Source organism: Mesorhizobium sp. WSM4833, from assembly GCF_055811095.1.
In genome coordinates this window covers 53839-66130 of record NZ_JBVVQG010000007.1, presented here as the reverse complement: position 1 = coordinate 66130, position 12292 = coordinate 53839, and the positions used below count along the sequence as shown (strand labels likewise).

Annotated in this window: 13 protein-coding genes; 7 read left to right on the top strand and 6 right to left on the bottom strand. The window is 64.1% G+C overall.

The window, feature by feature from the left end; translation table 11 throughout:
• Positions 1-36: 36 nt before the first annotated feature.
• Genes AC0L2D_RS15590 through AC0L2D_RS15570 form a run of 5 tightly spaced genes read right to left on the bottom strand, consistent with a single transcriptional unit; the run spans position 37 to position 5401 of the window.
• Positions 37-1062, bottom strand: coding sequence for an ABC transporter substrate-binding protein (locus tag AC0L2D_RS15590; protein ID WP_473541476.1), 1026 nt, complete (start codon positions 1060-1062; stop codon positions 37-39).
• Positions 1063-1114: 52 nt separating this feature from the next.
• Positions 1115-2113 carry an AraD1 family protein gene (gene araD1, locus AC0L2D_RS15585; protein WP_473541475.1) on the bottom strand — a complete coding sequence of 333 codons (999 nt, stop codon included), beginning with the start codon at positions 2111-2113 and terminating at the stop codon, positions 1115-1117.
• A gap of 32 nt (positions 2114-2145) precedes the next feature.
• Positions 2146-2922 carry an SDR family NAD(P)-dependent oxidoreductase gene (locus tag AC0L2D_RS15580; RefSeq protein WP_473541474.1) on the bottom strand — a complete coding sequence of 259 codons (777 nt, stop codon included), beginning with the start codon at positions 2920-2922 and terminating at the stop codon, positions 2146-2148.
• 11 nt (positions 2923-2933) lie between these two features.
• Positions 2934-4661 (bottom strand): IlvD/Edd family dehydratase, encoded by a 1728-nt coding sequence (locus AC0L2D_RS15575; RefSeq protein ID WP_473541473.1) that lies wholly within the window; start codon positions 4659-4661, stop codon positions 2934-2936.
• A complete protein-coding gene (locus AC0L2D_RS15570; protein WP_013532967.1) occupies positions 4658-5401 on the bottom strand; it encodes a FadR/GntR family transcriptional regulator in 744 nt (247 codons plus the stop codon). Before AC0L2D_RS15570 ends, AC0L2D_RS15575 begins: the two co-directional genes overlap by 4 nt.
• A 109-nt stretch (positions 5402-5510) precedes the next feature.
• Here AC0L2D_RS15570 and AC0L2D_RS15565 point away from each other — a divergent pair, with 109 nt between their 5' ends.
• On the top strand, positions 5511-6440 hold the full coding sequence (locus AC0L2D_RS15565; protein WP_064995067.1) for an aldose 1-epimerase: 930 nt from the start codon (positions 5511-5513) through the stop codon (positions 6438-6440).
• A gap of 18 nt (positions 6441-6458) precedes the next feature.
• Here AC0L2D_RS15565 and pcaQ read toward each other — a convergent pair whose 3' ends face one another.
• Positions 6459-7376 (bottom strand): pca operon transcription factor PcaQ, encoded by a 918-nt coding sequence (pcaQ, locus tag AC0L2D_RS15560; protein ID WP_064995068.1) that lies wholly within the window; start codon positions 7374-7376, stop codon positions 6459-6461.
• Positions 7377-7469: 93 nt separating this feature from the next.
• Between pcaQ and pcaD the strand changes: the two genes are divergently transcribed.
• From pcaD to pobA, 6 genes are read left to right on the top strand one after another with little or no spacing between them, the layout of a single operon-like run.
• Positions 7470-8279: a 3-oxoadipate enol-lactonase gene (gene pcaD, locus AC0L2D_RS15555; protein WP_064995069.1), complete on the top strand. Its 810-nt coding sequence runs from the start codon at positions 7470-7472 to the stop codon at positions 8277-8279.
• Positions 8272-8679, top strand: coding sequence for a 4-carboxymuconolactone decarboxylase (gene pcaC, locus AC0L2D_RS15550; protein WP_063171590.1), 408 nt, complete (start codon positions 8272-8274; stop codon positions 8677-8679). Before pcaD ends, pcaC begins: the two co-directional genes overlap by 8 nt.
• The gene (gene pcaH / locus AC0L2D_RS15545) at positions 8669-9424 is read left to right on the top strand and encodes a protocatechuate 3,4-dioxygenase subunit beta (RefSeq protein WP_473541472.1); all 756 of its coding nucleotides are present in this window, start codon (positions 8669-8671) and stop codon (positions 9422-9424) included. Before pcaC ends, pcaH begins: the two co-directional genes overlap by 11 nt.
• Positions 9424-10038 carry a protocatechuate 3,4-dioxygenase subunit alpha gene (pcaG, locus tag AC0L2D_RS15540; protein ID WP_013532961.1) on the top strand — a complete coding sequence of 205 codons (615 nt, stop codon included), beginning with the start codon at positions 9424-9426 and terminating at the stop codon, positions 10036-10038. The genes pcaH and pcaG overlap by 1 nt, the downstream gene beginning before the upstream one ends.
• A gap of 19 nt (positions 10039-10057) precedes the next feature.
• Positions 10058-11110, top strand: a complete 1053-nt coding sequence (locus AC0L2D_RS15535; protein WP_473541471.1) for a 3-carboxy-cis,cis-muconate cycloisomerase — start codon at positions 10058-10060, stop codon at positions 11108-11110.
• On the top strand, positions 11110-12282 hold the full coding sequence (gene pobA / locus AC0L2D_RS15530; RefSeq protein ID WP_473541470.1) for a 4-hydroxybenzoate 3-monooxygenase: 1173 nt from the start codon (positions 11110-11112) through the stop codon (positions 12280-12282). Before AC0L2D_RS15535 ends, pobA begins: the two co-directional genes overlap by 1 nt.
• Positions 12283-12292 lie beyond the last annotated feature (10 nt).

The following is a 12292-nucleotide window of genomic DNA, read 5'->3' as shown; positions in this document are numbered from 1 at the left end:
GACCGCCGGGTCCTTCGAAGGCATGGTGCGGAAAGATCAGGGCGTTGCCTTGACCTCGTTCCACATGTCCGAACGCTTGAGCGGGTCCTCGACATTGTTGAGCCAGACCAGCTTGTCGTTGCCGCCGGCGCTGCCGGTTTCCGTCACCGTGTTGCCGAAGCCGGTACGCTCGGAAAGCTGGCCGCCGACCTTCTTGCTCAGCATGAAGTCGATCCATTTCTCGGCTGCCGCATTATCACGGACACTCTTGGAAATGACCCAGTTGTCGAGCCAGGCAAGCGCGCCCTCGCTTGGATTGACGTAGGCGACATGGGCGCCGATCTTCTGCAGCGCCTTGACCTGCTGCTGGCCGTAATTGGCCCAGATCAGGGCCACATCATTGTTCTGGTAGATCTGCTGCGCCTCGTCGGCGGTGGTGTAGAAGCTGAGCACGTTGCGCTTGAGTTCGACCAGCTTGGCCTTGACTGCAGCCATCTGCTCTTCGTTGAGGTTGAACGGATCCTTGTAGCCGAGCGTCAGTGCGGTGAACGAGAAATTGTGCTCGCCATTATCATACGCCAGCACCTTGCCCTTGTAGGCCGGGTCCCACAGAACCGACATCGAGGTCGGCGCCGGCTTGACCTTGTCGGTGTCGTAGATCAGGCCGATGGAGTCGAAGCAGAACGGAATGCCGTAGACCTTGCCGTCCTTGGTCACGCCGCTGACCGCCGCCAGGTCGCGGAAGCGCGGCAGCACGTCTTTCTGGTTGGCGAGCTTGGTGACGTCGATCGGCGACACCAGGTCAGCCTTGATGTAGCGCTGCAACTGGGCGGTGTTGACAGCAAAGACGTCGAAGTCCTGGCCCTCGCTGCCCTTGATCTTGGCCCAGATCTCGTCGTCGCTGCCGATGAAGACGACATCGACGCCGATGCCGGTCGCGGCGGTGAAGTCCTTGACCCAGTCGGCATCGGCGTAGCCGTCCCAGGCCAGTACCCGAAGGTTCGCGGCGAGCGCCGCCGATGTCATCAGGCCGATGCTGAGCCCGATTGTCGCTAGTCTTAGAAACGCTTTCTTCAGTCCCATTTTTAATCTCCCATTATCGTTCTGGTGGACCGTAATTTTCGGGCCTGCGCCGTCACAGCTGGGTAATAGCGACCAGTCCCTCGTCCGGCACCGACACCATCCGGTTGCGCAGTGGCTTGCCGAACGTCTGTGCCTGGATTTCATACTCGTCGCCGGAAGCCGTCTTGACGCCGGAGGCGTAGCTCATCACCGCCGCGCCGAAGAAATAGGCGTGCAGGTCGCCCGCCCTGCGGTGCATCGGGTAGCGGAAATGGAAGTGTTCGAGATTGGCGATCGAGTGCGACATGTGCGCTTCACCCGACAGGAATTCCTGCTCCCAGATAACAGTGCCGTCGCGCAGGATGCGCGAATGGCCGCGCACTTCTTCGGGCAGGTCACCGATCAGCAGTTCCGGACCAATCGAGCAGGAGCGCAGCTTGGAATGGGCGAGATAAAGGTAGTTCTCGCCCTCCGTCACGTGGTCGGAATATTCGTTTCCGAGCGCATAGCCGATGCGATAGGGATGGCCATCGGGTCCATTGACATAAAGCCCGACGATCTCGGCTTCCTCTGCACCGGCTTTCGCGAATGCCGGCATCGGCAGCGGCGCGCCGGGCGGGACAATGCAGGTGCCGACGCCCTTGAAGAACCACTCTGGCTGAATCCCGATCTTGCCGGAGCCAGGCTTGCCGCCCTCCAGCCCCATGCGGAAGATTTTCAAGGAATCGGATTCGTCGGCACCTTCGCCATGGGTCAGAACATGCATCTGGTTGCGCGCGGCGGCACTTCCGGTGTGGGTGAGGCCGGTGCCGGTGACCAGGAAGCGCGCCGGTTCGGGATGGTCGACCGGAGCGAGCACCTGGCCGTCGCGCAACAGCTGGTCGTAGTCGATCGTCGCGCTGCCGGTCCGCTTCTCGACCAGCGCTGCGATCGACGTGCCCTCGGCGATTGCCGCTTCGGCCAGTTCCAGCACGCTGCTGGTCTTTTCGAGCGGGTGCAGATGATTGCCGTCATCGCAGACACGGCCAACCCGTCTGCTGCCGTCGGCCATTCTGAACTGAACAAGACGCATGAACTAACCTTCTTCCTTTGAAACCGTACGGGTCACACCCAGCCCGCATCGACGATGAACTGCTGGCTCGTGCACATGCGGCTGTCGTCGGCGGCCAGGAACAGCGCCATGCGCGCGATATCGGAGGGTTGCAGCCGGTCGGGCAGGCACTGCCTTTCCGCGATCTGGCGTTCGCCGGCCGGGTTCAACCACAGGCGCATCTGGCGCTCTGTCATCACCCAGCCCGGCACCATGCAGTTGACGCGGATGCGCTCGGGGCCAAGCTCGCGGGCCAGCGCCCGCGTCATGCCGTAAACAGCCGCTTTCGCGGTGACATAGGCTGGGCAATCTGGATCGCCGACCATCCAGGTGATGGAGCCGAAATTGATGATCGAGCCGCCGCCCTGCGCGCTCATCTGCGGACGCACTGCCTGCGCCGCGAAGAACTGGTGGCGCAGATTGACCGCCATGCGGTCGTCCCAATAGGCAACCGTCACATCCTTGGTCTGGTGGCGGTCGTCATTGCCGGCATTGTTGCACAGCGCCTGGATGGGGCCATTGTGCTGCATTGCCTGCACGGTTGCCGCCTGCAACTCTTCGACGTTGCGCAGGTCGCAGGGAATGAACAGCGGCGCGGCATGTCCCTCGGCCGCAATCGCGTCGACCAGACGTTGGGATGGTTCTTCGGCCATGTCGACGAAGGCGACGCGGCTGCCCTGGGCGCAGAAATGGCGCACCAGGCTTTCGCCGATGCCGCTGCCGCCGCCGGTTATGAAGACGCTGCGGCCCTTGAGGCTTCGATAGATCGCGTAGCCGATTTCATCCGTCATCGCGCGCCTCTCTAGTGCGAATGCCGAGGAATGCCGGCATCGCGCCGGCCGACGAGAAAGTCGAAATCGCAGCCCTTGTCGGCCTGCAGCACGCGCTCGACATAAAGGCTCTGGTAGCCGCCCTCCGGCGACGCCGGCGGCTTCCAGTCACGCCGGCGGATGGCGAGCTCCTCTTCCGACACCAAAAGTTCCAACCGGCGGCCGGCGACGTCGAGCTCGATGAGGTCGCCGTCGCGCACCAGCGCCAGCGCGCCGCCTGCGGCTGCTTCCGGTGCCACATGCAGAACCACGGTGCCGTAGGCGGTGCCGCTCATGCGCGCGTCCGAAATGCGCACCATGTCGGAGATGCCTAGCTTGAGCAGTTTGGCCGGCAGCGGCATGTTGCCGACCTCGGCCATTCCGGGATAACCGCGCGGCCCGCAGTTCTTCAGCACCATCACCGAGGTGGCGTCGATGTCCAACTCCGGATCGTCGATGCGGGCGTAGTAATGCTCGATGTTTTCGAACACCACCGCCTTGCCGCGATGCTGCATCAGCTCGGGCGTTGCCGCGGACGGCTTGATGACCGCGCCGTCAGGCGCCAGATTGCCGCGCAGGATGGAGATGCCCCCTTCCTTGGTCAGCGGCTCGCTCATTGGGCGGATCACTTCGCTGTTGTAGTTGGGCGCGCCGTCGATCAATTCACCGATGGTCTTGGCGCTGACGGTCATGGCGTCGCGATGAAGAAGCCCCACTTCATCAAGCGACGCCATGACCGCAGCTAGCCCCCCGGCGTAGTAGAAATCTTCCATCAGGAACCGGCCCGACGGCATCAAATCGACAATAGTTGGAACGTCACGACCTAGGCGGTCCCAGTCTTCGAGGCTGAGATCGACACCGATCCGGTTGGCGATGGCGATCAGATGCAGCACCGCATTGGTCGAGCCACCGATCGCGCCGTTGACGCGAATGGCGTTCTCGAACGCTTGCCTGGTGAGGATCTGCGCGATCGTCACGTCCCTGCGCACCAGATCGACGATCTGGCGTCCGGCCATCTGGGCGAGCACGCCACGGCGCGAATCCACCGCCGGGATCGCGGCATTGTCCGGCATGCCGATGCCGAGCGCTTCGACCATGCTGGCCATGGTCGAGGCGGTGCCCATCGTCATGCAGCTGCCCGCCGATCGGCTCTGGCCCTGCTCGGCGGCGAGAAAGTCGGCAACCGGCATGCGGCCGGCCTTAACCTCCTCGGCGAATTTCCAGACATGGGTGCCCGAGCCGATATCCTGTCCGCGGAACTTGCCGTTGAGCATCGGCCCGCCGGAAACGGCGATGGTCGGCAGATTGCACGACGCAGCCCCCATCAGCAGCGCCGGCGTGGTCTTGTCGCAACCGACCAGCAGGATGACGCCATCGATCGGATTGCCGCGGATGGACTCCTCGACATCCATGCTGACCAGATTGCGAAACAGCATGGCGGTGGGGCGCATGTTGCTCTCGCCCAGCGACATCACCGGAAATTCGAGCGGCAGGCCGCCGGCTTCATAGACGCCGCGCTTGACGTGATCGGCCAGCGCCCGCAGGTGGGCATTGCACGGGGTCAATTCCGACCAGGTGTTGCAGATGCCGATCACCGGGCGGCCGTCGAAAGCGTCGGCGGGGATGCCCTGGTTCTTCATCCAGCTGCGGTGCATGAACGCGTTCTTGCCTTCGCCACCGAACCAGGCCTCGGACCGTAGCTTGCGTTTGTTCTCGCTCACGATGCCAGCTCCCGATTCTGGCGGCGCTTGTTGCGGTTCTCGACACTGCGGCGCACGTCCTCCTCGGCATTGTCGATGAGGACCAGCAGCGCCTTTTGTGCGCCGGTCGCGTCGCCGGCGGCGATCTTTTCGGCGACTTCCCGGTGCAGCGGCAATGAGGGGCGCTGCCCTTCCGGATTGTCGTTGGAAAGACGAAAGCTCGTCACCAATGCGGTTTCGACCAGTGCCGCCAGCGAGCCGATCAGCTCATTGCCGGTCATGCGCAGTATGGTCTGGTGGAACAAAAGGTCAGGCTTGGCGAAGCGGTCGCCGTCGTCGACCACCGCCTCCATTTCGACCAGAGCTGCATTGATCTCGGCGATCTGCGCTGGCGTGGCGCGCTGGGCCGCAAGCGCTGCCGACATCGGCTCGATGGCCCTGCGCAATTCGAACAGCGCCCGGACATCGTCGGCGCTGACACCGCTGGCATAGCGCCATGACAGGACGTCCGGGTCGAGGAAATTCCAGTCGGCACGAGGACGCACCCTTGTGCCGGTCTTCGGCCGCGATTCGACCAGCCCCTTGCCCGCCAACACCTTGATCGCCTCGCGCAGCACCGTGCGGCTGACCCCCAGCATCTCGCTTGAATCGTCGGCATTGGGCAGTGCCTCGCCGGGCAGGAAATCGCCTTGAACGATGCGCAATCCGATTTGCTCGACGACGGTCGCATGCAGAGCGGTGGAGCCGCTGGAAACCGCCACCGCGACTCTCGACGTACGCGCCATACTGAAAGATTTGTTATTCTTCATACTATTCATATGATATGTCTTATCGGCATTGCGATTGGAGTCAAGGGATGGGGGAGTGCCGATGACAAAGAATTCCGCTGCCGTTGCCGAGCAGCACCAAGGGCTGATCTCGATCAGCGACGGCATTGCGACCGTGGAGATCGCGCCGGCCGCCGGCGGCGCGCTGGCGTCGTATCGCTGGCGGCAAAACGGATCCGTCGTGGATTGGCTGCGCCCTGCGGATCAGGCGGCGATCGACGGCCGCGATGCCGGCGCCATGGCCTGCTTCCCGCTGGTTCCCTACTCCAATCGCATAAGGCACGGCCGCTTCGCATTCGCAGGCCGCACCGTCGAACTGCCGACCAGCCCGGACGATCCACATCATGAGCATGGCCATGGCTGGCGTCGGCCATGGACCGTCGTGCGGCACGAAGCCAGCGCCACCGTCCTATCCTATCGCCATGCCGCCGATTCCTGGCCGTGGAGCTATGAGGCAAGGCAAGAGATCTCGCTGGTCGATGGCAGCCTGATCACCGCCATCTCGCTGCGCAACCTGTCGGACGCGCCGATGCCGGCCGGGCTCGGCCTGCATCCCTATTTCCCATCGACACCGTGGACGCATGTCCAGGCGCGGGTGTCCGGCATGTGGGAGACCGACGCGGAAATCCTGCCCACCCGGCACGTCCTGCCGCCTGCAGGCTCCAACCCGACCACGGGCTTCGACGTGTCGGAGACGGACTTCGACACGGTCTTCACCGGATGGTCGCGCCGCGCCCGGATCTCCTGGCCGGAGCATGGACGGCAACTGGACATCGAGGCCGAGGCGCCACTCGATTTCCTTGTCCTCTACACGCCGCCCGGCGAGCCGTTCTTTTGCGCCGAACCGGTCAGCAACATCACCGATGCCTTCAACCGCAGGGCTGACACGGGCATCGAGGCCGGCTGTATCGTACTGGCGCCCGGGCACATGCGGTCCGCAAGCGTTCGCTTCACGCCTTCGCGGGAGATCTGATCGCCAGTCTGAGCCGCATCAACTGCTTTGCCTCGCCGCTTCGCGGATGGTCTGCAACAGGATGGAGAAGGCCGGCGAGGGCGCCGTGTCGGTCCGCATCGTCAGGCCGACCGGTCCTTTGGTTTCCCCGGTGTCGACCGGCAGGGCGACGAAGGCGCCACTGCCGAGTTCATTGGCGACGACGCCTGCCGAAATGATCCAAACCGCATCGCTCTGCCGCAGGAAGGCGCGGCCGAAGGAGTCCGAGACGGTTTCGATCTCGGTTGCCGGCGCCGTCATGCCGTTGGTGATGAACAGGCGGTCGACGAAAGGGCGGATGACCGATTCCCGTGTCGGCATCAGCGCCGGGAACTCGTCGAGCCGCGCGAACACGTCCTGTCCGGGCTCAAGCAGCGGATGTCGCGCCCGCACCACGAACAGCACCTGTTCGGAGTAGAGATGCTCGAAGAAGAAGCCGGTCATGTTCTCCGGCGCCGCCAACCGTCCGACGACGAGATCGAGCGCGCCGGTGCGCAACTGTTCGAGCAGCACCGCGTTCTCGCCGGTGACGATCTTGATCGCCGCACCGGTGCTCTCTTTGAGGAACAGGCTCATGGCAAGCGGCATCACCCGCGCCGACACCGTCGGCAGCGCGCCGATGCGGATCGGGTGCCGGTTGACCGCTCCGTCCTGGCGGACGGAATCGACGCCTTGCTTGAGCGCCGTGATCGCCGTGGCGGCGTGGCGAAGGAAGATCTCGCCGATGCGCGTCAGTCGGATGCCGCGGCCGTCGCGCTCCACCACCGCAACCCCCAGCGCCTCTTCCAGTTCGCGCAATGTCTTGGTCACGGCCGGCGGGCTGACATGCAGCAAGTCAGCCGCTCGCGCCACGCTCCCCTGCCGCGCAACTTCCAGGAATGCCTGCAGGTGACGGAACCGAATGCGGCTCTCGGACATGGATTCGATAACCCCTGAGTTAATGAAACGCCAAAAAATATCATTTTACCGAACCAAACGCCTTGTGCAATGTGAGGGCGGAGGATCGAAACCGTGCCATTCGTCACCATCGGCGGCATCACGCTGCACCATCGCCACATCAAGGCGACCGGCAATGCGCGCCCAATCATATTCATCAATTCGCTCGGCACCGACTTCCGGATCTGGGACGAAATTGTCTCGACGTTCGATGGTGAAATGCCGCTGCTGGTGTATGACAAGCGCGGCCACGGACTGTCCGACATCGGCGACATCAGGTCGATCGACGATCACGTCGATGACCTCTCGGCGCTCATCGATCATTTCGGCTTGAGCAAGGTCGTGCTGTGCGGCCTGTCGGTCGGCGGCATGATCGCGCAGGGGCTCTATGCCAGGCGGCCTGAAATCGTCGAAGGCCTGATCCTTTGCGATACGGCACACAAGATCGGCACGACAGACAGCTGGAACACACGCATCTCGACCGTCGAAAGCAAGGGCATCCAGGCGATTGCCGATGGCGTGCTCAAACTATGGTTCACCCCCGCCTTCCACGCGGCGCGTCAGGCCGAGCTCGACGGTTACTGGAACATGATGACGAGGCAAGCGCTTGCAGGTTATGTCGGGACTTGCGCGGCCGTTCGCGATGCCGATTTCACCGATGCTGCACGCCGCATCGCGGTGCCGACGCTCTGCGTCGCCGGCGACCAGGATGGCTCGACACCTCCCGATCTCGTCCGCTCGCTGGCCGCGCTGATCCCCGGCGCGCGCTTCGAAATCATCCGCGACGCTGGACACATTCCTTGCGTCGAACAGCCTGAAGCGCTCACCGCCCTGATCCGCGGTTTTATCGCGTCGCTTGCCCCTGGAGCAGAAACCCATGGATGAAGTCCCCGGCGATGCAGCCAGATATCGCACCGGCCTCGCGGTGCGGCGCTCGGTGCTTGGCGACCGCCATGTCGAGCGCGCCGAGGTCGCCGCCACCGATTTCGACCAGCCTTTCCAGGAGCTGATCACCGAGGCCGCCTGGGGAACCGTGTGGGCGCGGCCGGGCTTGACCAGGCGTGAGCGTTCGATCGTCACGCTGGCGCTGCTGGCCGCGCTCGGCCATGATGAGGAGGTTGCTATGCATGTGCGCGCCACCGTCAACACCGGCGCCTCGCGCGACGATATCTGCGAGGCGTTCCTGCATGTCGCCATCTATGCCGGCGTGCCGGCCGCCAACCGTGCCTTCAAAATTGCCAAGGACGTGTTTTCGGAAATGGACGGAAGCCAGAATGACCGCTGAGTCCGGCTCGAACCGGAGGCCCGAGACCGGCGCCTTCTTCCAGCGCGACCGGACCTGGCATCCGCCTGTTCTGACACCGAATTACAAGAGCTCCGTGCTGCGCTCGCCGCAGAAGGCGCCGCTGCCGTTCGACAACACGCTGTCGGAGATTGCAGGCCCGGTCTTCGGTCACGCCATGCTCGGCAAACTCGACGCCGACCTGATCCACAATTTCGCCAGGCCCGGCGAGAGCGCGCTCGGCGAGCGCATCATCGTCCATGGCCGGGTGCTCGACGAACGCGGTGTTGGCGTACCCGGCGCGCTGCTCGAACTCTGGCAGGCCAATGCCGGCGGCCGCTACCGCCACAAGAAGGACGGCTATCTGGCGCCGCTCGACCCGAACTTTGGCGGCTGCGGGCGCGCCATAACAGGCGAGGATGGCGGCTACGCCTTTCGCACCGTCAAGCCCGGCCCCTATCCCTGGCCGAACGGGCCGAACGACTGGCGGCCCTCGCACATCCATTTTTCGGTCTTCGGCCACGGCTTTGCGCAGCGGCTGATCACGCAGATGTATTTCGAGGGTGATCCGCTGATCTGGCACTGCCCGATCGTGCGCGGCATCCCCGACAAGGCCGCCGTCGAAACGCTGATCGCCACGCTCGACATGCAGGCGACGATCCCCTTCGACGCGCGCGCCTACAAGTTCGACATCGTGCTGCGCGGGCGCCGCGCGTCGCTGTTCGAAAACAGGCTGGAGGGCAATTGATGGCCCAGTCGCTCGACCGGCTCAGGGAAAGCCCCTCGCAGACCGCCGGACCTTATGTCCATATCGGGCTGACGCCCAATTTCTGCGGCATCGGCGGCGTCTATGCGACCGACCTTGGTGCGACCATGGTCAACGACAAGACCAAGGGGGAGCGCATCGGCCTGCGCATCCGGGTGCTCGACGGTACCGGCACGCCGCTCAAGGATGCGCTGATCGAGATCTGGCAGGCAGATGCGGATGGGCTCTACAATTCGCCGGCTGAACTGCGCGGCGCGGCCGATCCGAACTTTTTCGGCTGGGGCCGTTGCCCGACCGACATGGACACCGGTCTGTGCACGTTCGAGACGATCAAGCCGGGCCGCGTGCCGTTCAGGGACGGAAGCCTGATGGCCCCGCACATCACCCTCTGGATCGTCGCGCGCGGTATCAATCTCGGCCTGCACACACGCCTGTATTTTTCCGATGAGGAAAAGGCCAATGCCGGGGATGCGATCCTGGCGCGCATCGAGCACCGCGTCCGCGTGCCGACGCTGATCGCCGAGCGCAACGGCGATATTTATGTTTTCGACATCCATCTCCAGGGGGAGAAGGAAACGGTCTTCTTCGACAGCTGATGGTCAGGAGGAGCAGGATATGACCGTATCGCCCTTCGACCATCCACTGCTCTCCGCTCTTCTCGGCGACGAGGAGGCGAACCGGCATTTTTCCGTCGAGGCGGAAATCGAGGCGATGCTTGCCTTCGAGCGGGCGCTGGCGCAAGCGGAAGCTGAAAACGGGATTATCACCAAGGATGATGCCGCCGCGATCGTGGCCGCACTTGCCACATTCCGGCCCGACACCGCCTTGCTGCGGGCTGCCGTCGCCAAAGACGGCGTCATTGTGCCGGAACTGGTACGCCAGATCAGGGCGGCGGTCGGCGAACCGCATGGCGACAAAGTGCATCTCGGCGCAACCAGCCACGATGTCATCGATACCGGCCTGGTGTTTCGGCTGAAGTCCATCGTCGAGCATCTCGGCCTGCTCCTGACCGAGACCATTATACGGCTCGTCTCGCTCGAAGAGCGGTTTGGCGGCAGGGCGCTGACGGGAATGACGCGCATGCAGCCAGCCATTCCGATCAAAGCGGCCGACCGCGTCAGGACGTGGCGGGCGCCACTGCAACGGCATCAGGAAAGATTGTCGGAACAGTCGAGGCGTCTGCTGGTGGTGCAGTTCGGCGGTGCCGCCGGCACGCTGGAAAAGCTAGGCGACAAAGGTCCGGCGGTGCGCGCAGCACTGGCCGCAAAGCTCGGCCTTGGCGACGCACCGCATTGGCAGAACCAGCGTGACGCACTCGCCGATTTCGCCGGCCTGATGTCGCTGCTATCAGGCAGCCTCGGCAAATTCGGCCAGGACATCGCGCTGATGGCGCAAGGTGGAACCGAGATCGAGCTTTCCGGCGGCGGCGGCTCTTCGGCCATGCCGCACAAGCAGAACCCGGTGAAGGCCGAAGCGCTGGTGGCGCTTGCCCGCTTCAACGCCACGCAGCTTGCGGGCATGCATCACGCGCTCGTGCATGAGCAGGAGCGCTCGGGCGCTGCCTGGACGCTGGAATGGCTATTGCTGCCGCAAATGGTCGTCGCGACGGCCGCGTCGCTCCGCCTTGCCGCTGAGCTGGCCGCACAGGTCGAAAGTCTCGGCCACTGATGCGCACGCAAATCGTCATCGTCGGGTCCGGACCGTCCGGCCTGCTGCTTGGGCAGCTTCTGGCCGGCATCGGCGTCGAGACGGTCATTCTGGAACGCGCGAGCCGCGAGCACGTGCTTGGCCGAGTGCGGGCAGGGGTGCTCGAACAGGGCACCGTCGAATTGCTGGAACAGGCCGGCGCGGCGGCAAGGCTGCACGCGGAAGGACTGCCGCATTCCGGCATCTCGCTCGCCTTCGACGGACGCCTGCACCGCATCGACCTCGAGGCACTGACCGGCGGCAGGCATGTCACCGTCTATGGCCAGACCGAGGTGACGCACGATTTGATGGACAAGCGCGATGCGGAGGGACTGACCACGATCTACGAGGCGGCAAATGTCGCGTTGCACGATTTCGACGGCGCCGCACCTTTCGCGACCTATGACAAGGACGGGGTCACGCATCGCATCGATTGCGACTTCATTGCCGGCTGTGACGGCTATCACGGCGTCAGCCGCAAATCGGTGCCCGCGCGTGCGCTGAAAATCTTCGAGCGGCAGTATCCGTTCGGCTGGCTCGGCGTGCTGGCCGAAGTGCCGCCGGCCGATCACGAACTGGTCTACGCCAATCACGAGCGGGGTTTTGCCCTGTGCTCGATGCGCTCGACGCATCGCAGCCGCTATTATGTGCAGTGTCCGCAGGACGATCGCGTCGAAGCCTGGCCGGACGAGCGCTTCTGGGACGAGCTGCGCCGCCGCTTGCCCGAGCAGACCGCGGCAAGCGTCGTCACCGGCCCATCCTTCGAGAAATCGATCGCGCCGCTGCGCTCCTTCGTTGCCGAGCCGATGCGTTTCGGCAGGCTGTTCCTGGTCGGCGACGCCGCCCACATCGTGCCGCCGACCGGCGCCAAGGGCCTCAACCTCGCCGCCAGCGACGTGCGCTATCTCTTCGCCGGTTTTCGCGACTTCTACATCGAGAAATCATCTGTTGGCATCGACGCCTATTCCGGCAAGGCGCTGGCACGGGTCTGGAAGGCGGTTCGCTTTTCCTGGTGGATGACGACGATGCTGCATCGTTTTCCCGACACCGGCGAGTTCGGCCAGCGCATCCAGGAGGCCGAGCTCGACTATCTCGTGCAGTCGCGTGCCGCATCGACCGCGCTCGCGGAAAACTATGTCGGCCTGCCCTATTGAGGGCTGCGGA

Coding starts and splice junctions, on each gene's coding strand:
- AC0L2D_RS15590 (WP_473541476.1), bottom strand. CDS start 1,062: ATGGGACTGAAGAAAGCGTTTCTAAGACTAGCGACAATCGGGCTCAGC.
- pcaG (WP_013532961.1), top strand. CDS start 9,424: ATGGCCCAGTCGCTCGACCGGCTCAGGGAAAGCCCCTCGCAGACCGCC.
- araD1 (WP_473541475.1), bottom strand. CDS start 2,113: ATGCGTCTTGTTCAGTTCAGAATGGCCGACGGCAGCAGACGGGTTGGC.
- pcaH (WP_473541472.1), top strand. CDS start 8,669: ATGACCGCTGAGTCCGGCTCGAACCGGAGGCCCGAGACCGGCGCCTTC.
- AC0L2D_RS15565 (WP_064995067.1), top strand. CDS start 5,511: ATGACAAAGAATTCCGCTGCCGTTGCCGAGCAGCACCAAGGGCTGATC.
- pcaQ (WP_064995068.1), bottom strand. CDS start 7,376: ATGTCCGAGAGCCGCATTCGGTTCCGTCACCTGCAGGCATTCCTGGAA.
- pcaC (WP_063171590.1), top strand. CDS start 8,272: ATGGATGAAGTCCCCGGCGATGCAGCCAGATATCGCACCGGCCTCGCG.
- AC0L2D_RS15580 (WP_473541474.1), bottom strand. CDS start 2,922: ATGACGGATGAAATCGGCTACGCGATCTATCGAAGCCTCAAGGGCCGC.
- AC0L2D_RS15535 (WP_473541471.1), top strand. CDS start 10,058: ATGACCGTATCGCCCTTCGACCATCCACTGCTCTCCGCTCTTCTCGGC.
- pobA (WP_473541470.1), top strand. CDS start 11,110: ATGCGCACGCAAATCGTCATCGTCGGGTCCGGACCGTCCGGCCTGCTG.